The sequence below is a fragment of the Deinococcus marmoris DSM 12784 genome (assembly GCF_000701405.1).
Classification (GTDB): domain Bacteria; phylum Deinococcota; class Deinococci; order Deinococcales; family Deinococcaceae; genus Deinococcus; species Deinococcus marmoris.
On record NZ_JNIV01000029.1, the window covers coordinates 13,364 to 33,244 of the forward strand.

The window sequence follows — 19,881 nt, forward strand, 5'->3', positions numbered from 1 at the left end:
CCGTCCATGCCGCCGTACCCGCTCCAGACGCTGCGAGTCATGTCCATCGCCCCGCGGTCACCGTTCTGTTCGGGTTCACCGGGGCCACAGGTAGGGAGAAATGGGCAGCCCTGCCACGTTCGCCCTAGGGCTGCCACAACTGCCGCACACCGGGCCGCGTTGACACACATGCACCGCGCTCCGCATCAGCGGGCAGCACAGCAGCATCCGATTCCCCACCATTACGCCCCCAGCAGAATCAACCCTGATAGACTCCTGCGGTGACTTCCGCGCCGGACCAGACCGATCTCCTCAGCCAACTGAACGAAACGCAGGCGCAGGCCGCCGACCATTACACCGGCCCGGCCCTAGTCATTGCCGGGGCAGGTAGCGGCAAGACGCGCACGCTGATCTACCGCATTGCCCGCCTGATCACCCATTACGGCGTGGACCCCGGCGAGATTCTGGCGGTGACCTTTACCAACAAGGCCGCCGCCGAGATGCGCGAGCGGGCGGCTCACCTGATGCCAGGGGCAAACAAACTGTGGATGAGTACCTTTCACAGCGCGGGTGTGCGGATTCTGCGCCAGTACGGCGAACACATCGGACTCCGGCGCGGCTTCGTGATCTACGACGACGACGATCAACTGGATATCTTCAAGGAAGTCATGGGCAGCATTCCCGGCATCGGCCCGGACACCAGCCCCCGCGTGCTGCGCGGCATCGTGGACCGGGCCAAGAGCAACCTCCTGACGCCCGCAGACCTGGCGCGAAGCGGCGATCCATACATCAGCGGTCTGCCACGCGAAGCCGCCGCCGAAGCGTACCGAATGTATGAAAGCCGTAAGAAAGGCCAGAACGCCATCGATTTCGGAGACCTGATTACCGAAACCGTGCGGCTCTTTCATGAAGTGCCGGGCGTATTGAATGCCGTTCAGAGCCGCGCCAAGTTTATCCATGTGGACGAGTATCAGGATACGAACAAATCTCAATATGAATTGACGCGTTTACTGGCAAGCAGGGATAAAAACTTACTTGTCGTGGGCGATCCAGACCAGTCGATCTATAAATTCAGAGGCGCGGACATTCAAAACATCCTCGATTTCCAGAAAGACTATTCCGACGCAAAAGTTTATGTTCTGGAACACAACTACCGCTCCAGCGCCAGCGTACTGAATCTGGCCAATAAACTGATCGAGAACAACACCGAACGCATGGACAAGACCCTGCGGGCAGTCAAGGAAAACGGCCACGCGGTCATGTTCCACCGCGCCACCGATCACCGCGCCGAGGGCGATTTCGTGGCCGAGTGGCTGACGAGATTGCACAACACCGAGGGCCGGAAATTCGCTGACATGGCCATTCTGTACCGCACCAACGCCCAGTCCCGCGTGATGGAAGAGTCGCTGCGGCGCGTGCAGATTCCGGCCAAAATTGTGGGTGGCGTGGGCTTCTATGACCGCCGCGAGATCAGGGACATCCTGGCCTATGCGCGCCTGTCGCTGAATCCTTCAGACGACGTGGCCCTGCGCCGCATCATCGGACGGCCCCGGCGCGGGATTGGCGATACGGCGCTGGAAAGGCTGATGGACTGGGCGCGCATCAACAACGCCAGTCTGCTGACCGCCTGCGCGCGGGCCGAGGAAGACGGGATTCTGGACCGGGGCGCGCAGAAACCGGTGGAGTTCGCCAAACTGATGGCGGCCATGAGCGACGCCGCCGAGAACTATGAACCCGCCGCCTTCATCCGCTTTGTGATTGAAACCAGCGGGTATCTGGATCTACTGCGCCAGGAAGGACAGGAAGGCCAGATTCGCATGGAGAACCTGGACGAGCTGATCAACGCCGCCGAGGAATGGTCCGGCGACAATGACGGCACCATCGGCGACTTTCTGGACGAGGCCGCCCTGCTCTCCAGCGTAGACGACATGCGCTCGAAGAAAGAAAACAGGGACGTGCCGGAAGACGCTGTGACGTTGATGACGCTGCACAACGCCAAGGGCCTGGAGTTCCCGGTGGTCTTTATCGTGGGCACCGAGGAAGGGCTGCTGCCCAGCAAGGGCGCGCTGACCGAGGCCGGGGGCATCGAGGAGGAACGCCGCCTGTTCTACGTGGGCATCACCCGCGCGATGGAGCGCCTGTTCCTGACCGCCGCACAGAACCGGATGCAATACGGCAAGACCAACGCTGCCGAGGACAGCCGCTTTCTGGAGGAAATCGAGGGCGGCTTCGATACGGTGGACCCCTACGGGCAGGTGGTGGAATACCGCGCCAAGACCTGGAAACAGTACCGGCCCACCGTGCCCGTCACCCCAAGTTCAGTCAAGAACACCAGTCCGATGACGGCGGGCATGGCCTACCGGGGCGGTGAGAAGGTCCGGCATCCCAAGTTCGGGGAAGGGCAGGTGCTGGCGGTGGCCGGAATGGGCGACAAGCAGGAGGTCACGGTGCATTTCCCCACGGCGGGCACCAAGAAACTGCTGGTCAAGTTCGCCAATCTCAGCGCGGTGTGAACGTCCCTGGGCCAGAAAAAACGCTGAGAGGCGGCCCTGACCGCCCGCTTACAGCCCATTTGCTATCCTGACCGCTATGAAACTCGTTCTCGCGGTCATTCAGGATGCAGACGCCACGGCGCTGGTTCGCGTCCTCTCGGAAAATGCCTTCGAGGTCACCAAACTCGCCAGCACTGGCGGCTTCCTGCGCGAGGGCAACACCACCCTGATGATCGGCGTGGACGACGCACGGATGGAGGATCTGAAACGCTTCGTGCGCCAGACCTGCCGCACCCGCAGCCGACTGGTGGCCCCCAGCGTCCCGATGGGCGAGCAGAACGAGGGCCTGGTCAGCGATCCGGTGGAAGTGCCGGTGGGCGGGGCCGTGATGTTCGTGATGGGCGTTCAGGAGTTCGTGAAGGTCTGACCGCTCAGCCATTCTTCCGGTTCACTGCACCCCCAGCGCCGCCAGTTCCTCACGGAGTTGCGCGGCGTCTCTGTACTGCACGGCGCTCATGCCCACCGAGCGGGCGGCCTCTGCGTTCTGGGAGCGGTCGTCGATCATGACGGCCTCCTCGGCCTTAACGTTGGCGAGTTGCAGGGCCAGGCGGTAAATGGCCGGGTTGGGCTTCATCACGCCCAGGTAACACGAGGAAAAGAAGCCCAGCAGGAAATCGTGCAGGCCGAAGCTGCGGATGCGGTGATCGTTGAGGTCATGGCCCTCGTTGTTCAGCGAGTACATGCGCCAGCGCCCGGACAGCTCACGGGCCAGCGCCAGTGCGTCCTCGTGCGGCTGGCTCTCGGCCTCCATCGCGGCGCGGAACTCGTCAGGAGAAAAGTCGCGCGGGGTGTAGAACAGCGTCTGTGCCATGTATTCGGCCAGCGTCATGCGGCCCAGCTCCAGCTCCGGCGCGGCCAGTTTGTGTCGCTCGGTGAATTCGGTGGCGTCCAGACCGAAGCGCTTCAGCACGTCTGCCCGCTGCTCGCGGTCCCAGCCGTTGGTCAGAAGTACGCCGCCGATATCCCAGAACACTGCTTTGATGGTCATGTGGACAGCTTAATTGATAGAGCTGCTGAATGTTTTTTAAGACAGGCTCGCCCAGGACAAACGGTCAGGAAAACGACAGTGGGAATACGGACTTTTTTCGATGCGATGAAATCACGCGTTTGATTTCTCAGTATCAATGAGAAGAAGCCGAAAATCTTTCAGATGCCCCCTTGTAATCCGGTTTAGGTGGAACTAAAGTGCGCCATGCTTTTTAATGCAGCACCCCCCCCACCTGCCCACGGCAACCCCCCATCGACCTTCCTTGCACTGGAGGTCCACCTCTTCACTGGTCTTCTTCTGTGACTGAAGAAAAGGGCTGGCGGCAGGAGGTGAGTCGCTGAGCGACGTTGAGCGGATCAAGATCGACTACAGCAAGCCCCCCTGGCGGCGATTTCTGGCCTTTCTGGGACCGGGGGCACTGGTGGCAGTGGGCTATATGGACCCTGGCAACTGGGCCACGTCCATCGCCGGGGGCAGCGCTTACGGCTACACGCTGCTGAGCATGGTTTTAATTTCCTCGCTGATGGCCATTTATTTGCAGGCCCTGACCGCGCGGCTGGGCGTCGCCACCGGTCGCGATCTGGCGCAGGCGTGCCGGGATCACTTCAGCAAGCCCGCCGCCATGTTCCTGTGGATCTCCGCCGAGATCGCCATCATCGCCACCGATCTGGCCGAGGTGATCGGCACGGCCATCGCCCTGAATCTGCTGTTCGGAATCCCGCTGCTGATCGGCGTGATCATCACGGTGGCCGACGTGCTGCTGATCCTGATGCTGCAACAGCGCGGCTTCCGGTACATCGAGGCGCTGGTCATCACCTTGATCGCCACCATCGCCGTGGCCTTCATCTTCGAGATGGTCTTTTCGCGGCCCGAACTTGCACCACTGCTGGCGGGCTTCGTGCCGTCACGCCAACTGCTGGACCCCGGCGTGCTGTACGTGGGGATCGGCATTCTGGGGGCCACGGTGATGCCGCACAACCTGTACCTGCATTCAGCCATCGTCAACACGCGCGGCTACGACCGCACGCCCGAAGGCAAGCGCGAGGCCATCAAGTTCTTCACCATCGATTCCACCATCGCGCTGACTTTCGCCTTTTTTATCAATGCCTCGATTCTGGTTCTGGCGGCGGCGGCCTTCTACGCGGTGGGCCGCACCGACATCGCAGAAATTCAGGATGCTTACAAACTGCTCTCGCCGCTGCTGGGGGTGGGGGCCGCCAGCATTCTGTTTGCCGTGGCGCTGCTGGCCTCGGGCCAGAACAGCACGCTGACTGGCACCCTGACCGGGCAGATCGTCATGGAAGGCTTTGTCAACATTCGCCTGAAGCCGTGGCTGCGCCGCCTGATCACGCGGCTGCTGGCCGTCATTCCCACCGTGATCGTCATCCAGATCTACGGTGAGGGCAGCACCGGGCAACTGCTCATCCTGTCGCAGGTCATCCTGTCGCTGCAACTGTCGTTTGCCGTCGTGCCGCTGATGATGTTCAGCAGTGACCCGGTCAAGATGGGCGAATTCGTGATCAACACCTTCTGGAAGTGGGTGGGCTGGGGCATCACCGCGCTGATCATCTGCCTGAACGTCTTTCTGCTGGCGCAGACGTTTTTCGGAGGCTAGAGCGACGAAAGGTGGGCCGGGTCAGCCTGACGCCGACTCCCGGCCCTTCTTCAGTTGCCGCCAGGTTGAAATTCCACCGACAGTCAGCATGGCGGCCATGAAAACGTAGACCCACACGGGCAAATTGCGTCCCGCCACCAGCACGTACAGGTAGGCAGCGATGAACAGCACGCCTGTGACGGCTGCCGGGAACAGGCTGGACTCCCCTCGCCGGAAACTGCGAATCCACCACGCCACCGACAGCGCGAACAGGGGCATGGTCCCGAAATACAGCGCGCCGAAGATGACCGGATTGACGCCGTACTGCTCGCTGAGGGTCACGGTGGTCATGGAGACCCAGGCGATCAGCGATTGCAGCACGGCAGCTTCCTCATGTCGGGGATACGCCAAAGCAGGGCAGAAGGTTCAACCCACGGGCGACGCCAGCCTCACTTCGCGTCGTACCAGTTCGGCCCCACCCCGGCCTCCACCGCCAGCGGCACGCTCAGGGTGGCCGCGCCCTCCATGATCTGGCGGGTGATCTGCGCCACCTCATCAGAGCGGTCCTCGGGGGCCTCGATCAGCAGTTCGTCATGGACCTGAAGCAGCAATCTTGCGCCCAGCGCGTCCAGTTCCTTGTCCAGCCCCACCATCGCCAGCTTGATGATGTCCGACGCCGTGCCCTGAATCGGCATGTTGTAGGCCAGCCGCTCGCCTGCCTCGCGCACGTTGCGGTTCGTGGCGGTCAGTTCGGGCACGTAGCGGCGGCGGCCATACATGGTTTCCACGTAGCCGTGCGTGCGGCCAAACTCCAGGGTCTCGTCGATATATTTGCGAATGCCCGGATAGGTACTGAAGTAGATCTCGATGAACGAGGCCGCCTCCGCGTAGGGAATATGCAGATCGTTGCTGAGGCGGTGGGCGCTCATGCCGTACAGCACACCGAAGTTGACGGTCTTGGCGGCGCGGCGCTGATCGGGGGTGATGCATCCCTCGTCCAGCCCCAGCACCTGCGCGGCGGTGCGGCGGTGGATGTCCGCGCCCTCCTGAAAGGCGCGCTGCATCAGCGGATCGCCGGAGATATGGGCCAGCAGCCGCAACTCGATCTGCGAGTAATCGGCGGCGATCAGGCAAAAACCCTTGTCGGCAATGAAGCCCTTGCGAATCTCGCGGCCCACCTCCGAGCGAATGGGGATGTTCTGGAGGTTGGGATTCAGGCTGCTCAGGCGTCCTGTCGCCACCGCCGTCTGCGCGAAGGTGGTGTGCAGGCGGTTGGTGAGCGGGTTGACGAGATTGGGCAAAGGTTCCAGGTACGTGCCGCGCAACTTGTCCAGCTCGCGGTATTCCAGCAACAGGGGAATGACGGGATGCTCGTCCCGCAGGGGTTCCAGGGCGCTGATCGCGGTGCTGCGCTTGCCCGTCAGTTTGGTCTTCTTGCCGCTGGCGAGGCCCAGTTCGTCGTACAGCACGGTTTCAAGCTGCTGTGGGCTGCGGATGGAAAACTCGCGGCCCGCGTGCGTAAAAATCTCGGCCTCCAGCGTCCCCAGGCGGGCGGCAGTGGAGGCAGCCAGCCCGCGCAGATATTCGGAATCCAGGCGCACGCCGCGCACTTCCATGCGGGTCAGGACGGCGGCCAGGGGCCTTTCCATCTCCTCGTAGAGTTTGGTGCGGGCCTCGTCCAGTTGGGGGCGCAGGTCGGTCAGCAGGCGGGCAGTGATGGCCGCGCGCCCTGCTGCGTCGTCCGGCCAGGCCATGTTCAGATACCGTTTGGCCACCAGTGCCATGTTCATGTTGGCGGGGTCCAGCAGATAGGCCATCAGCAGCGGATCGTCCCCCGGCTCCACCACGGTTCCGCGCACGCTCAGGTGGGCGGCCAGGGCCTTTGCACCCGCCGCGTTGACCTGGCGCTGGCCCACGAATTCAGTGTCGTCCACGGTGGCAGGGTGCAGCCCGCGCAACTTCGCCAACGCCTTTTCAGCGTCTTTGTCGGCCTTCTCGGCGGCCTTCTGCTCTTTTTTGGTCAGCGGCTCATTGGAGTCGAACAGCCTGGGCGCGGGCGTGCCAGCCTCGGCCTTCTTCCAGTCTTCCGGCTCCTGCGCGGGGGCTTCACGGGTGATTCCAGCCCCGTCCTTCGTCGGCTCGAAGGTGGCGGCCCCGGTCAGCGCGGCGGTCAGGTCATCCTCGCGCGACAGGACGTAGCCCCAGATTACGCCCTCTTTCGGGGTGCGCCACGCTTCGACTCGGGGCGGCTCAAGAGCGGCGGGAGGCTCGGCGGCCTCGTCCACATCGGGAACCACTTCGTCTGCACCGCCCAGCCCGGCAATGTCGCGCCCGATGGCGTGCAGCCCCAGCTCCTCGATCAATTCAGCCAGACGCGCGGGATTGCCCGGCAGGCGGCCTGTCCCGAATTCCACGTCCAGCGGCAAGTCCGTGACCATGCACGACATCTGATGGCTGAACTGCACGTCCTTCTCGGAGGCCAGCAGCTTCTCGCGCGTGCCCTTCGGCTCCAGCGTTCCGGCGTGGGCGGCCTCGTAGATCTTTTCCAGCGTGCCGTAATCCTGAAGCAGCTTGGAGGCGGTCTTGGGGCCAATGCCCTTCGCGCCGGGGATGTTGTCGCTGGCGTCGCCGGTCATGGCGCGGTAATTCACCCACTGGCGCACGGTCACGCCGTACTTTTCCAGCACCTCGGCAGGGCCGATCAGCCGGAAATCGTTGCTGATCACGCGCACATGGTCATCCAGCAGTTGGTAGGCGTCGCGGTCACTGGTGACGATGCGGACCTGCATCCCGTTGCCCTCGGCCTTGCGGGTCAGGGAGGCGATCACGTCGTCGGCCTCGTAACCGGGTTCCTCCAGACGCGGAAAGCCGATGGCATCGACAATTTCGCGGATGCGGTTAATCTGACCGGGCAGGTCGCTGGGCATCTCGGCGCGGCCCGACTTGTAGCCGTCGAACTGCTCGTGCCGGAAAGTCTTCACGGGCGGATCGAACAGCACGATGATCTGGTTGCTGCGCTGCCGGGCGAGGCGCAGGGTCAGGCGCAGAAAGCCGACGATGGCGTTGGTGGCCTCGCCCTTGCTGTTGCTCAGCGGCGGCAGCGCAAAATACGAGCGGAACGCCAGCGCGTGGCCGTCGATCAGCACCAGCGTATCCGGCCTGTAGGTGTCTGACCCGGGCGTCTCTGATTCGGGCGCAGCCGACGCGGGCATGTCAGCGTCGATTTTGTCGGAGGCGGGAGGGGTCATACGGACAATTCTACTCTGGGCGTAATAGGCAGATCAGCGGCGGAGGCTGCGCTTGCCCATCCACACCCCAATCTGCCGTCCCATCGCGTCCAGCACCGGGCGGCTTTTCAGGCAGGCCACCAGGGCGCGGGTGGCGTGGTGTTCGTCGCCGCTCACGCCGTCCTGAAGGTGGCCGCGCACCACTGGATTCAGCACGCCGCGCACAAACAGCAGATCGCGCAATAAGTCGTCCACGGGGAGAACGGCATTCAGTTCCCCATCTGCCGTAACGGTCTGGACCACTGCCCGCCCGCGTTCATCCAGATCGAGGAGCGCGTGAAGCGGCGTTCCCCCTCTCTGGCTCACATGTTCGACGGTGGGCAAAAACGCGCGCACCAGATTCAGCGCGAGGCTGCGGCCCAGGAAGATCAGGCGCGGCTGATCGTGCAATGTGGCGTCCAATGTCTGGGCCAGATGGCGGGCCAGGCGGTCTCCCTCATCCATCTGGGCCTGGGTTTCGGCTTCGGTCTCGCTCACGGGCAGAGGCTAGCGCAGGGGCGTGGGGAAGATTGGTGCAGGGTGATTATGGGGCGATTTTGGGTTGAGATTTTGTCCGGGCAGCCCCACCCCCCAGCCCCCTCCCCCAGAGGGGCAGGGGAAGCGGCGCTGCGCTAGGCAGGGGTTCTCGGGCTTTTGAGGCAGGGGAAGGCGGCGGCCTCCGGGTCTGATGCCCTTCTCCGTCACGCTAAATGCGGCCCGTGCGCTTTACGCCCGACGGCCTTCGGTTGCTACTTCGGTGATGTGGCTGCCTTCTGAAATGCAAGTGCCTGTGGATAGCCCCTTTGTCCTGCCGCGCATGGCTGTTCGCCTGCCTCGCTGTGGGCATCAGCGCGCGAAATAGGTGCGAAAACACCGCCGACAGCCTCCCGGCATCTGTCTGGACAACCCTTATTTTCAGCGTCCACAGCGCGGTCTCCAGATGGGTCTGTGGGATAAGCTCTGATCCATATGAACGTCATTGGCAAAGTCACGGTGCTGCCCCAGTTGCCGCCCTCCATCGCGCGGCTCTCGGAGCTGGCCTACAACCTGTACTGGTCCTGGACCCCGCACGCGCAGGCGCTGTACAGCGAACTTGATCCGCAGGTGTGGGAAAACTTCGGACAGAACCCGGTGCGGACCCTGCTGGAAGTTCCGCAGACCCGGCTGGACGAGATGGCTGCCGACAAGGGTTATCAGGCCCGTTACAAGGCTGTGATGGCCGATTTTGACGCCTACATGAACCTGAACAAAACCTGGGCCAGCAAGAACGCCCCGGACATGAAGCCCATCGCCTATTTCAGCATGGAGTACGGCTTTCACGAGTCGCTGCCGATCTACAGCGGCGGCCTGGGCGTGCTGGCCGGGGACCACTGCAAGAGCGCTTCGGACCTGGGGCTGCCGTTTACCGCCGTGGGCATGCTGTTTCACCAGGGCTACTTCCGGCAACTGTTCGACAAGGACGGCTGGCAGAACGAGGCCTACGACGAGATGGACCTGACCACCCTGCCGATCACCCCGGCCCGCACGCCGGACGGCCAGGAGGCGCGGGTCTCAGTCCGCATCGGCAACCGCGAGATTCAGGTGCGCATCTGGAACCTGATCATCGGGCGCATCCGGGTGCTGCTGCTGGACACCAACGTGCCGGAAAACAGTGAGGAAGACCGCAAGCTCACCGCCCGCCTGTACGGCGGCAACCAGGAATTGCGCGTGCAGCAGTACGTGCTTCTGGGCGTGGCGGGCATCCGGGCGCTACGTGCGCTGGAAGTCCCCGCCGCCGTGTACCACATGAACGAGGGCCACGCCGCCCTGCTGGGCCTGGAACGCATCCGCGAGGACGTGGAGGGCGGGCTGGACTTCCGCACCGCGCTGGAAACCGTCGCCAGTTCTACCCTGTTCACCACCCACACCCCGGTGGCCGCCGGAAACGACGCCTTCGCCTATGACCTGATGGACCGCTATCTGGCCGACTGGCCCGCGCTGCTGTCCACCACGCGCGAGGAACTGTACGAGCTGGCCCGCCACGATCAGAACTGGGACGGCCAGACGGTCCCGGCCTTCTCCATGACGGTGTTTGCGCTGCGGATGAGCCGCGCGGCCAACGGCGTCTCGGAGTTGCACGGCGAGGTCAGCCGCGACATGTGGAAGTTCCTGTATCCGGGTGCGGAGGCCGAGGAAGTGCCGATTGGGCACGTCACCAACGGCGCGCACAACCTGACCTTTACCTCGCAGGCCATGCGCGATCTGCTGTCCACGGTGCTTCCCAAAGACTGGACCGAGCGGTTGGAAGACGAGGCCATGTGGAAGGCGGTGGACGGCCTGACCGACGCGCAACTGAGCAACGTGCAACTGGAAACCAAGCGCGAGATGATCACGTTTATCCGCACCCGGATGCGTGAGCAGATGCTCCGTAACGGGGCGGGGGCCGCCGACGTGGCCGCCACCGACACGCTGATGGACGCCCAGGCCCTGACCATCGGCTTCGCGCGGCGTTTTGCCACCTACAAGCGCGCCACGCTGCTATTCCGGGACCGCGAACGGCTGGCCCGCATTGTGGATGACCCGGAGCGCCCGGTGCAGTTCGTCTTCGCGGGCAAGGCGCACCCCGCCGACAACCCCGGCAAGGCGTTTATTCAGGAAATCTACAGGATGTCGCAGGAGCCAGAGTTCCGGGGCAAGATCGTGATTCTGGAAAACTACGACATGAACGTGGCCCGCCATCTGGTGCAGGGCGTGGACATCTGGCTCAACAACCCGCGCCGCCCGCTGGAGGCTTCGGGGACCAGCGGCATGAAGGCCAGCTTCAACGGCAGCCCGAATTTCAGCGTGCTGGACGGCTGGTGGCGCGAGGGGTACGACGGCACCAACGGCTGGCCGATTGGCGAGGAACGCGAGTACGCGGACCTGAACGTTCAGGACGACGCCGACGCCTACAGCCTGTACCAGACGCTGGAAGACGACATCGTGCCGCGCTACTACGGCGAGGCCACAGGCGAGGACTCGTGGGCCTACTCGGTGCGCCGCTCCATCGAAACGGTCAGCCCGCGCTTTTCCATGCAGCGTCAGGTCATTGATTACGTGCAGAAGTTCTACCTGCCGCTGGGCACGCGTGGACAGGAATTGGCGGCCAACGGCAGCGCGCAGGCGCACGCGATTGCCGAATGGAAAACCTGGGTACGCCAGCAGTGGCCGTACACCAGTCTGTCCGCCCACGCCGAGCTGCCCGCCACCTGTCACCCCGGCCAGACCGCGCCGATCAGCGCCAGCGTCAACCCGGCAGGCATCAGCCTGGACGAGTTGCGCGTGGAAGCCGTGCTGAACCGCGCCGGACACCTGACGCGCTTCCCGCTGGAAAGCCGGGGCGACGGCACCTTCAGCGCCGACGTGCCGCTGGCAGAAAGCGGGCTGTACTCGGTGGGCGTGCGGATGATCCCCGAGATGGAGGGCCTGAGCAACGAGCTGGAAGCCGGACTGATCAAATGGGCCACGGCACGCTGAGCCTGACCTCTTGAGGGCAAAAGACGCGGGCCGCAATCTGCACGGCCCGTGTCTTTTGACCATCAGGAGAGCGCCGCCCAAATATCTGCTCCCGCTTCGGCGGGCTTTTTTTGTCTTGTTCAGCCAGGATGAACGCCGTCGCTCACCCCGTGCACCACACCCCCATAATGGCCCCGGATGCGCTCCTTCTCCCTTCCTCCTATTCCGGCGCTGCTGCTGTCCATGCTAAGCATTCAGGCAGGGGCGGCCTACGCCAAGTCGCTGTTTCCGCTGATCGGCCCGCTGGGAACCACCGGCCTGCGTGTGGGACTGGCCGCCGCGATCCTGATGCTGATCTTCCGGCCCAATCTGCGCCTGCTGACCCGTGACGACTGGCGGGCGGTGATCCCCTACGGCGCGGTGCTGGGCCTGATGAACCTGACGTATTACCTGTCGCTGGAGCGGCTGCCGCTGGCCATTGCCGTGACGCTGGAATTCCTGGGACCGCTGCTCCTGGCGGCAGCGCTGTCGCGGCGGGCACTGGATTTTCTGTGGGTGGCACTGGCCGGGCTGGGCATCGCGCTGATCTCGCCCCACGGCACCGGGGCCGCGCTGGACCCCATTGGCGTGGCGCTGGCGCTGGTGGCGGGGGCGTTCTGGGCGGCGTACATCCTGCTGGGCGGCACGGTGGGGCGGCGGCTGTCGGGGACCACCGGGGTGGCGGTGGGCATGCTGGTGGCCGCCGCTGTCTGCGTACCGTTCGGGGTGGCGCAGGCGGGGACGGCGTTGCTGGCTCCGGGGGTGCTGCTGACCGGCCTGGGCGTAGCCGCGCTGTCCAGCGCCCTGCCCTACAGCCTGGAAATGCGTGCTCTGCGGCTGGTCCCTCCGCGCATCTTCGGCGTGATGATGAGCATTGAACCCGCGATGGGTGCGGTGTGCGGCCTGCTGTTCCTGGGCGAGATGCTGCTGGGCCTGCAATGGCTGGCCATCGCCTGCGTGATCTTCGCGAGCGCGGGCATCAACCTGACCACGCCGCGCCCACCGCCAATGGTGGAGCCGGTCAATTGACTCAGGTGGGCTTGTAGGCCACGAACAGCACCCGTGTGAAGGCATAGAACACGCGCTTGCCAGGAAAGGCGTCCGTCAATTTCTGGAGATAAGCCGCCTCAAATCGCTGTCCATCCTCCTCACCCAACCGCGAGATGTATGGAACCAGCGCCGTGCCACGCGTCCAGTCCAGCAGACCTGCCGCGCCGTCCAGAATCACCGGATACACCTTGCTGATGGCTGTGATTTCACCGGCTCCCAGCGCGTCCAGCGTTTCGGCGTAGGCAGCGGGCGACAGTACCGGGGAGGAGCGGTGGGCTGTACCGAAGCGCGTATAGCCGCCCAGTTCGGCGCGGAATTGGTCTGCCGTTTCGGACAGCAGACGGTGGGAGGCGTGATCGTGGTTGGCCGGAACCTGCACCGCCAGCACGCCGCCGGGACGCAACTGTGTCCAGATCTGGGCCAGCAGCGCCGGATGATCGGGCAGCCATTGCAGCGCCGCGTTGGAATAGATCAGATCAAAGTCGCCGCGCAGGTCCAGAATGCTGCCCTGTTCAAATCGGAGATTCTGGATGCTGTGTTCACTCGCCCGAGTCAGCATTTCCGGGCTGCTGTCCAGTCCCAGGACACGCGCCGCCGGGAACCGTGCTGCCAGTTGCGTGGCCTGTTCGCCTGTGCCGCAGCCCAGATCAACGATATCGCCGTATTCCCGCTCTGGAATCATGGCCTGAAGATCACGGGCGGGGGCACTGCGGGCGTCTTTGAAGCGGTGATACTGGTCAGGATTCCAGGTCATGCGCCGAGATTATTCCACCAGATTTACTGAGTGTGCGTACTCTGGTAGTGACAGAAGGTTCAGGCGACTTCTTGTCTTCCTTTTAAGGGGAGCTGGCCGCGTAGCGGCCTGAGGGGTTCGCCTTCCAGCTCAGTTTCCCCAGCCCTCCAGCCGATGCTTTACACTCCACAGCAATGTTGGCAATTATTGGCGCGATGGACGAAGAAATTGAGTTGTTGCTGGGCGATCTCCAGGGGCGGCAGGACCTCTCCTATCCCGGCGCAACCCTGTACCGGGGCCAGTTGGACGGCACCGAAATTCTGCTCACGCGCGGGGGCATCGGCAAGGTCAACGCGGCGCTGACCACCGCGCATCTGCTGGCGGCGGGGGCCACGCGGATCATCTTTACGGGGGTGGCCGGGGGCGTTCACCCGGACCTGCGCGTGGGCGACATCGTGGTCAGCACAGATTGCGTGCAGCACGACGTGGACGTGACCGCACTGGGCTACGAGCTGGGAACCGTGCCGGGGGAAGCGCCCGCCTGGACCGCCGACGAAACGCTACGGGCAGCGGCAGTGGAAGCGGCGGGTGAGGTTCCTGGCGTGCGCGTCATTGAGGGCCGCGTTGCCAGCGGAGACCAGTTCATCGCCTCTCCCGAAAGCGTGCAGCGGCTCCAGACCCTCTTTAATGCCGCCTGCGCCGAGATGGAGGGGGCGGCGGTGGCCCAGGTCTGCGCCAAGGCCGGAGTGCCGTTCGTGATCATCCGCAGCGTCAGCGACACGGCGGACGGCAGCGCCGGGGTGGATTACCGCGAGTTCATGCCGCAGGTGGCCCGCCACGCCAAGGCCGTAGTGCGTGGGATGCTAACCCGGCTGACCGCGACACAAGATGACCGCACATGACGCCTTGACCACCGCCCGCCTTGCCGCCCCGGTCCGCTTCGTGCTGGGGCTGGGCATTCTGGTGGGGTTCTCTGCCGCCGGACAGGCGCTGGTAACGGTCACGGGCCTGCCGCTCCCCGGTTCGGTGGTGGGACTGGCGCTGCTGTGGGCGGCACTGGGGCTGAACATCGTTCGTCTGCACTGGATCGCGGACGCCGCCGACGGGCTACTTGGCATCCTGGGCCTGCTGTTCGTCCCGGCCACGGTGGGTTTTATCGGCTATCTGTCCGCTGGGGCCGACTGGGGCCTATGGCTGCTGGTGATGACGGCGGGGCTGCTGCTGGGCGGCGGCGTGGCCGGGGTGCTGGCCTCGCGGCTGGCGCGGCCAGAACTTAAGACAGAGGCAGAGGTTTAGCGTGGCCTGGATTGCCCTGACCCTGATCGCCTTCTCGCTGGGCGTGGTCTTGCAGACGCGCGTGCGCTCGCCGCTGGCCAACCCCACATTGATCGCTACGCTGATCGTCGCCGGGGTGCTGCTCGTCGGCGGCGTCCCACACGCCAGCTATCTGAAGGAGGTCCAGCCGCTGACCGTGCTGCTGGCCCCGGCAGTCGTGGCGCTGGCAGTGCCGATGTACCGCCTTAGGGCGCTGCTGGCGCGGCAATGGCGCTCGCTGGTCATCGGTGGCCTGAGCGGCACGCTGGTGGGCGTGGGGGCCGACGTGCTGTTCTCGCGCCTGCTGGGACTGAGTAGCGAGGCACAGCGTTCGCTGCTGACTGCCCCCGCCACCAGCCCGGTGGCCCTGCAACTGGCGCAGTTCACGGGCGCGCCACCCGCGCTGGCGGCTACGCTGGCGGTGCTGTCGGGACTGGTGGGGGCGCTGATTTTGCCCGGATTCCTGACCATGATCGGCGTGAAGCATCCGCTGGCGCGTGGGCTGGCGATTGGCGCGGTGGCCCACGGCGTCGGCACCGCCCGTGCCCGCGAGGAAGGTGAATTGACCGGGGCGGCCAGTTCTATTGGTATGGGACTGGCCGCGCTGATCGTGACGATTGTGGTGGCGGGCGTGGGCCGGGGCTAGTGAGTTTTCTGGCTGGCGAAGAAGGCTTGAAAGTTGTCAAGCACCGTGGGCGCATCGTTTGAAGGGCTGTTTTCAAGGGTCACAGTGTCGCCTTCCCGAACCTCGCCTTCTTGAATCACACGGGCGTACATGCCGGGCCTTCCAGCTTCACGAAAGCGCCGCACGAAACCAGGATCACCCATACGCTCGGCCAGGGTGACGCAGGGGATGCGGGCAAAAGTGACCTCCAACAGTGCGCCGCCCACCTGAAACCGCTGACCCAGCCGCACAGAAGCGGATTCCAGTGCAGAGAACAGCAGGTTCTCCCCAAACGTCCCCGGCTCCAGCTTCCTTCCCAGTTCTGCTGACCAGAAAGCGTAATCCGGCCCGGTGTAGATATAGACGGCCTGATCGGGGCCGCCGTGGTTTTCCGTGTCCAGGATGTGATCGCCGCTCAAGCCCATCCGTCCGATCAACACGGCACCGTCCACGGGCTGCTTGTGAATGCCGGTCCAGCCGGATTTGCTCCGTACAGCGCGCGGCACGCCAACGCAGACGCTCAGCAGGTTCATATGGGAAAGTATGGCACCCGCCACATCCGGCGGCAGGTGTCCACACGCCAGGCACGCGGATCACCCTTGCCAGGATGCTTCAGCCCCTAGCGAACAGCCTCAGACTGTCGCCGCTGCCCGGCTGGGACGGCGTCAGAATTTTCCATCACGCCAAAGCGCGGCAGAATCCAGCGGTCCAGGCCCCACCATCCAGCCACGCGCCAGCCCAGCACCAGCCACGTCGCCAGAATGAACAGCAATGGATTGCTGCTCAGGGTGCCTGCCAGCAGGAAGTTGGCGTTCAGAAAGCCGCCGAAGAAGGCCGCGATCCCGGTGAACAGACCCAGAATCAGCGCGATGCCCACCAGCAATTCGCCGTAGGCCACCATGTACGAGAACGCCACCGCGTTAGGCAGCGCCACATTTTCCACGAACCACGCGTACCAGCCCGCCACGTCCGGCTTATCGCCCCCCGATTTGGCGATTGCGCCATTCAGAAAGCCCGAGACGGCCACCCCGGCTTTCTCGCCCACCCAGACCCCGGCGGGATTGGTGACCTTGCCCCAGCCCGCGCTGAGCCACTCGTAGCCCACGTACACGCGCAGCAACAGCCACAGCGGGGCCAGACGCGGATCGGCAAATAGCAGCCGGGAGATGGCGGGTTCCTTGAGGGTGGTGGGCGATGTGGGCAGGTGAGTCATGGGTTCTCCTTGTTCGGAGGATGCTGAAAGCGCACGGCGCTCTCCTCCACCCGTAACCTGAACCCGCCGTATTACGGAAGCGTTACGAGACGCGGCGTTATGGGACGCACAGGATGACAGGATGCACAGGGCCGCCAGAGTTGACTCCCCGCGCCTCAGCCCCGATGCTGAGAGGCCCTATGGCCCGCACCGTCAACCCCATTCAGGACCGCGCCCGGCGCTCGGCGCTGGAAAAGGCGGCGTATCTGGCGCTGTACGAGCGCGGCTACGCGGGGGTCACGCTGGCGAACATTGCCGAACACGCCGGGGTCAGCCGGGGCACGCTGGTGTACCACTTCGGCAGCCGGGCGGGACTGCTCTCGGCGGTGATGCGGCGGTTTACCCGCACCATCACGGTGGCAACACGCCGGGCACTGAGGCAGGCCGACACGCCCGACGCCAAGCTGCGGGCCTTTGTGGACAATCAGTTTTACGGCGTCCAGAACACGCGCCGCTTCTATACCGTGTCGCTGGACTTTCTGGCGGCAGCCACCCGTGACCTGGAGTTGATGGCCGTGCAGCGCGACTTTCTGCGGCAGACATTGGAACTGGACCTGGAACTGGCGCGGCTGGCCGGAGAGGCTGGATCGCAGACCCGCGCGCGGCAATTGCGGGCGCTGGTGGAGGGCCTGAGCGTGCGCTTCCTGGCCGATCCCGAACCGGATCTGGCCGCCTACCGCGCCGACTGCCTGGGCGGGCTGCGGGCGATTCTGGGCTGGAATTAAGCGCTCTGGCCGATGCTTTACGGAGCATCAGGGCGCAGGATGAGCACATGGCCGAACCGTTACCCGATTACTGTTCCCGCGCCGCGCGGGCGCTGGTGCTGCTCCACGACGAGAAGATGCGCGAGTTTATTGAGGTCTGGCAACGGGCGAGGGCGGCGAATGTTCGCCTGCCCACCACGCCGGACGCTCACTACCAATCGCTGGAGCATCTGCTGTGGCATGTGCTGAACTCGTCGGGGCTGTACATGGTCCGCATGTGCGGGCATCTGAAATTGCCGGACCCCCAGCCAGAACCTATGCCCGATATTGAAAACGTGGAGGCGCAGGCCGCAGCCTATCTGGAGCGGCTGCTGGCGTGGTGGCGTGTGCCGCTGGCCGGGGTAACAGATGCCGACATGGAGCCGGAAACCTACACGCCGGGAATGCGCTACTGGGCAGATGCCATGCTGGAACACGCCGTCATGCATCCGCTGCGGCACAGCTTTCAACTGCGGGAATTGATGACGGCGCAGGACAGGCAGAACAGCTAGCGCTCAGGCACCCGCCAGAGCCAGCTTCTCCAGCGCCGCCGCGATCTGCCGCGCGCCTTCCAGCAGGCGGGGACCGGGGCGGCCCAGGCCACTTTCAGGAACGGCGATCACCGGAACGCCCAGGCCACGCGCCTCAATCACTTCTGGCCGCAGTTTTTTAGCGCCGCACCACGAACACACGATCAGATCCGGGCGGGCGTCCCGCACCTCGTCCAGGGTCAGGGGCGTGCTGCGTCCGGGCCGCGTCTCCAGGGCATTGACCGCGCCCATTCCGGTCAGCAATTCAGTGACCCAGGATTCGCGGGTGGCGGCGATGATCGGGCGGGGCCACCACTCCACCAGCACGCGCGGCGGGCGGGGATAGGTGGCCCGCAGGCGGGCGAGGTCCGCCTCCAGTTGCGCAGCCACCTCCTGCCCCCTCTGCTCCAGCCCAATCGTTTTGCCGATCAGGCGGATATCGTCCAGCGTGTCGGCCACCGTGACCGGATCGAGGATCAACGTGGGCAGGCCGCGCTCGTGCAGTCCCTCCACCACACGCTCCATCCCCGGCACGCTGAGGCTGGCGAGGACCAGATCGGGTTTTGATTCGGCCACCGCGTCCAGATCAATGTTCAAGTCGGGGCCGACACGGCGCGCGGCTTCCAGGCCCGGCGCGTCGCTGTGCGAGTCGGCGGCCACCACCCACGGCGCGGCCCCCAGGGCAGCCAGGATGTCCGAATTGCTGGACACCAGCGAAACCAGCCGCAGGGGATAACGCGCCGGAACCACACCCGAAGAAACCCTGCCGGACACAACCATGCTGGACAGTGTAGCCGCGCGTGGGCAGAAACCCGGTCCACCGCGCCGCCCCCCTATTGTGGTTCTGGCTCTCTTTGACCCGTCCAGCGCGGTCAAAAGCCCCCTGACCGTGTGGTAAGCTCTGGGCCATGAAGAACACGTTCGCCGTCACCATGACGCTGCTGCTGGCCCTGACCCTGGCCGGTTCAGTCGCCGGATACCGGATCGCCACCACCCCACACGAGGAAAAGACGGAAGAGACCGCCAGGGTGTCTTCCGAGGAAGCCCCCAGCGCCAACGCCGCCGCCACCGGGGCTGCGGGCGCACCCGGCGCACTGGGTGACGTGAAGCCCGATCAGGCAGGCGGCACCACCAGCGGTCCCAACGGCGCAGTGGCTGTGCCCGGCGGAGCCATGAGCGGTGAGGGCGCGCCCACGGGCGACACGGACACGGCGCTGGCCGGAACTCCCACCGATCCCGACACGGCCAGCAACGAGCAGGCCGCCACTGGCAATCCGCCCGCCGCGACTGCCGTGGCCGCCGAAACGCAGGGCGATCCCTCGGCGGGCCAGGAGTTGTATGTCAGCAACTGCTCGGGCTGTCACGGCGCGGACGGCGGCGGCGGCATCGGCGCGAACCTGAAACTGGCCAACGGTCCCAAGTCGTGGACCGTGACCCAGTTCAACACCGTGCTGCGTGAGGGCAAGACGCCTGACGGCAAGGAGTTGAACGCCACCATGCCCCGGTATACCGAGGCCCAGCTCACCGACTCGGACATCGCCAACATCTTCGCCTACGTCAAGGATTTCTGAGTCTCCGAAACAGCTTCTGTGGCCTGCCCCTGCGGCAGGCTTTTTTGTTGCCAGTTTTGTTGCCGGGGAGCGGCAGGATCAAAAAACGCTCAACGCAGGACTTGCCCCGCCGGGAACCAACTCACGCCAGGG

General features: G+C 64.7%; 19 protein-coding genes. 11 read left to right on the forward strand and 8 right to left on the reverse strand.

What is annotated here, in order from left to right:
- Window positions 1-260 precede the first annotated feature (260 nt).
- Both Q319_RS0108770 and Q319_RS0108775 read left to right on the forward strand, forming a co-directional pair.
- Entirely contained in the window at window positions 261-2,492 is a 2,232-nt protein-coding gene (locus Q319_RS0108770; protein WP_029481917.1) for an ATP-dependent helicase, read from the forward strand.
- 76 nt (window positions 2,493-2,568) lie between these two features.
- Window positions 2,569-2,898 (forward strand): cyclic-di-AMP receptor, encoded by a 330-nt coding sequence (locus Q319_RS0108775; RefSeq protein ID WP_029481919.1) that lies wholly within the window; start codon window positions 2,569-2,571, stop codon window positions 2,896-2,898.
- Window positions 2,899-2,919: 21 nt separating this feature from the next.
- Here Q319_RS0108775 and Q319_RS0108780 read toward each other — a convergent pair whose 3' ends face one another.
- On the reverse strand, window positions 2,920-3,519 hold the full coding sequence (locus tag Q319_RS0108780; RefSeq protein WP_029481921.1) for an HAD family hydrolase: 600 nt from the start codon (window positions 3,517-3,519) through the stop codon (window positions 2,920-2,922).
- A 361-nt stretch (window positions 3,520-3,880) separates the two neighbouring features.
- On the opposite strand from Q319_RS0108780, the gene Q319_RS0108785 reads away from it, so the two are divergent.
- On the forward strand, window positions 3,881-5,134 hold the full coding sequence (locus Q319_RS0108785) for an Nramp family divalent metal transporter (protein ID WP_281173831.1): 1,254 nt from the start codon (window positions 3,881-3,883) through the stop codon (window positions 5,132-5,134).
- Between the two features lie 21 nt (window positions 5,135-5,155).
- On the opposite strand, the gene Q319_RS0108790 is transcribed toward Q319_RS0108785, so the two are convergent.
- From Q319_RS0108790 to Q319_RS0108800, 3 genes are all read right to left on the reverse strand, one after another.
- Entirely contained in the window at window positions 5,156-5,494 is a 339-nt protein-coding gene (locus tag Q319_RS0108790) for a hypothetical protein (RefSeq protein ID WP_051655228.1), read from the reverse strand.
- Between the two features lie 68 nt (window positions 5,495-5,562).
- Window positions 5,563-8,325, reverse strand: coding sequence for a DNA polymerase I (gene polA / locus Q319_RS0108795; protein WP_029481927.1), 2,763 nt, complete (start codon window positions 8,323-8,325; stop codon window positions 5,563-5,565).
- 69 nt (window positions 8,326-8,394) lie between these two features.
- Window positions 8,395-8,877, reverse strand: coding sequence for a hypothetical protein (locus Q319_RS0108800; RefSeq protein WP_245619061.1), 483 nt, complete (start codon window positions 8,875-8,877; stop codon window positions 8,395-8,397).
- Between the two features lie 471 nt (window positions 8,878-9,348).
- Here Q319_RS0108800 and glgP point away from each other — a divergent pair, with 471 nt between their 5' ends.
- Both glgP and Q319_RS0108810 read left to right on the forward strand, forming a co-directional pair.
- A complete protein-coding gene (glgP, locus tag Q319_RS0108805; protein ID WP_029481930.1) occupies window positions 9,349-11,874 on the forward strand; it encodes an alpha-glucan family phosphorylase in 2,526 nt (841 codons plus the stop codon).
- 177 nt (window positions 11,875-12,051) lie between these two features.
- Window positions 12,052-12,921, forward strand: a complete 870-nt coding sequence (locus Q319_RS0108810; protein WP_034414389.1) for an EamA family transporter — start codon at window positions 12,052-12,054, stop codon at window positions 12,919-12,921.
- Between the two features lies 1 nt (window position 12,922).
- Here the strand turns inward: Q319_RS0108810 and Q319_RS0108815 are convergent, their stop codons facing one another.
- Complete coding sequence (locus Q319_RS0108815; protein WP_029481934.1) at window positions 12,923-13,696, reverse strand: methyltransferase domain-containing protein; 774 nt, start codon at window positions 13,694-13,696, stop codon at window positions 12,923-12,925.
- Between the two features lie 173 nt (window positions 13,697-13,869).
- On the opposite strand from Q319_RS0108815, the gene Q319_RS0108820 reads away from it, so the two are divergent.
- Genes Q319_RS0108820 through Q319_RS0108830 form a run of 3 tightly spaced genes read left to right on the forward strand, consistent with a single transcriptional unit; the run spans window position 13,870 to window position 15,635 of the window.
- Entirely contained in the window at window positions 13,870-14,577 is a 708-nt protein-coding gene (locus Q319_RS0108820; protein ID WP_029481936.1) for a 5'-methylthioadenosine/adenosylhomocysteine nucleosidase, read from the forward strand.
- Window positions 14,564-14,971 carry a CidA/LrgA family protein gene (locus Q319_RS0108825; protein WP_029481937.1) on the forward strand — a complete coding sequence of 136 codons (408 nt, stop codon included), beginning with the start codon at window positions 14,564-14,566 and terminating at the stop codon, window positions 14,969-14,971. The genes Q319_RS0108820 and Q319_RS0108825 overlap by 14 nt, the downstream gene beginning before the upstream one ends.
- Before the next feature lies 1 nt (window position 14,972).
- Complete coding sequence (locus Q319_RS0108830; RefSeq protein ID WP_029481938.1) at window positions 14,973-15,635, forward strand: LrgB family protein; 663 nt, start codon at window positions 14,973-14,975, stop codon at window positions 15,633-15,635.
- Here Q319_RS0108830 and Q319_RS0108835 read toward each other — a convergent pair.
- Both Q319_RS0108835 and Q319_RS0108840 read right to left on the reverse strand, forming a co-directional pair.
- On the reverse strand, window positions 15,632-16,186 hold the full coding sequence (locus Q319_RS0108835; RefSeq protein ID WP_051655229.1) for an MOSC domain-containing protein: 555 nt from the start codon (window positions 16,184-16,186) through the stop codon (window positions 15,632-15,634). The genes Q319_RS0108830 and Q319_RS0108835 overlap by 4 nt on opposite strands.
- 86 nt (window positions 16,187-16,272) lie before the next feature.
- Window positions 16,273-16,866, reverse strand: coding sequence for a DoxX family protein (locus Q319_RS0108840; RefSeq protein WP_029481940.1), 594 nt, complete (start codon window positions 16,864-16,866; stop codon window positions 16,273-16,275).
- Window positions 16,867-17,045: 179 nt separating this feature from the next.
- Between Q319_RS0108840 and Q319_RS0108845 the strand changes: the two genes are divergently transcribed.
- Together Q319_RS0108845 and Q319_RS0108850 are read left to right on the forward strand one after the other, a co-directional pair.
- A complete protein-coding gene (locus Q319_RS0108845) occupies window positions 17,046-17,630 on the forward strand; it encodes a TetR/AcrR family transcriptional regulator (RefSeq protein WP_029481941.1) in 585 nt (194 codons plus the stop codon).
- A 47-nt stretch (window positions 17,631-17,677) separates the two neighbouring features.
- On the forward strand, window positions 17,678-18,160 hold the full coding sequence (locus tag Q319_RS0108850; RefSeq protein WP_029481943.1) for a hypothetical protein: 483 nt from the start codon (window positions 17,678-17,680) through the stop codon (window positions 18,158-18,160).
- Window positions 18,161-18,163: 3 nt separating this feature from the next.
- On the opposite strand, the gene Q319_RS0108855 is transcribed toward Q319_RS0108850, so the two are convergent.
- Window positions 18,164-18,958: a helical backbone metal receptor gene (locus tag Q319_RS0108855; RefSeq protein ID WP_051655230.1), complete on the reverse strand. Its 795-nt coding sequence runs from the start codon at window positions 18,956-18,958 to the stop codon at window positions 18,164-18,166.
- A gap of 128 nt (window positions 18,959-19,086) precedes the next feature.
- Here Q319_RS0108855 and Q319_RS0108860 point away from each other — a divergent pair, with 128 nt between their 5' ends.
- Complete coding sequence (locus Q319_RS0108860; protein WP_029481946.1) at window positions 19,087-19,749, forward strand: c-type cytochrome; 663 nt, start codon at window positions 19,087-19,089, stop codon at window positions 19,747-19,749.
- The last annotated feature ends 132 nt before the right edge of the window (window positions 19,750-19,881 follow it).

What these genes read in the sequence shown, in the direction of transcription:
- Q319_RS0108775 (WP_029481919.1), top strand. Translation starts at nt 2,569, where the DNA reads ATGAAACTCGTTCTCGCGGTCATTCAGGATGCAGACGCCACGGCGCTG.
- Q319_RS0108780 (WP_029481921.1), bottom strand. Translation starts at nt 3,519, where the DNA reads ATGACCATCAAAGCAGTGTTCTGGGATATCGGCGGCGTACTTCTGACC.
- polA (WP_029481927.1), bottom strand. Translation starts at nt 8,325, where the DNA reads ATGCCCGCGTCGGCTGCGCCCGAATCAGAGACGCCCGGGTCAGACACC.
- glgP (WP_029481930.1), top strand. Translation starts at nt 9,349, where the DNA reads ATGAACGTCATTGGCAAAGTCACGGTGCTGCCCCAGTTGCCGCCCTCC.
- Q319_RS0108810 (WP_034414389.1), top strand. Translation starts at nt 12,052, where the DNA reads ATGCGCTCCTTCTCCCTTCCTCCTATTCCGGCGCTGCTGCTGTCCATG.
- Q319_RS0108815 (WP_029481934.1), bottom strand. Translation starts at nt 13,696, where the DNA reads ATGACCTGGAATCCTGACCAGTATCACCGCTTCAAAGACGCCCGCAGT.
- Q319_RS0108820 (WP_029481936.1), top strand. Translation starts at nt 13,870, where the DNA reads ATGTTGGCAATTATTGGCGCGATGGACGAAGAAATTGAGTTGTTGCTG.
- Q319_RS0108825 (WP_029481937.1), top strand. Translation starts at nt 14,564, where the DNA reads ATGACCGCACATGACGCCTTGACCACCGCCCGCCTTGCCGCCCCGGTC.
- Q319_RS0108835 (WP_051655229.1), bottom strand. Translation starts at nt 16,186, where the DNA reads ATGAACCTGCTGAGCGTCTGCGTTGGCGTGCCGCGCGCTGTACGGAGC.
- Q319_RS0108840 (WP_029481940.1), bottom strand. Translation starts at nt 16,866, where the DNA reads ATGACTCACCTGCCCACATCGCCCACCACCCTCAAGGAACCCGCCATC.
- Q319_RS0108845 (WP_029481941.1), top strand. Translation starts at nt 17,046, where the DNA reads ATGGCCCGCACCGTCAACCCCATTCAGGACCGCGCCCGGCGCTCGGCG.
- Q319_RS0108850 (WP_029481943.1), top strand. Translation starts at nt 17,678, where the DNA reads ATGGCCGAACCGTTACCCGATTACTGTTCCCGCGCCGCGCGGGCGCTG.
- Q319_RS0108855 (WP_051655230.1), bottom strand. Translation starts at nt 18,958, where the DNA reads ATGGTTGTGTCCGGCAGGGTTTCTTCGGGTGTGGTTCCGGCGCGTTAT.
- Q319_RS0108860 (WP_029481946.1), top strand. Translation starts at nt 19,087, where the DNA reads ATGAAGAACACGTTCGCCGTCACCATGACGCTGCTGCTGGCCCTGACC.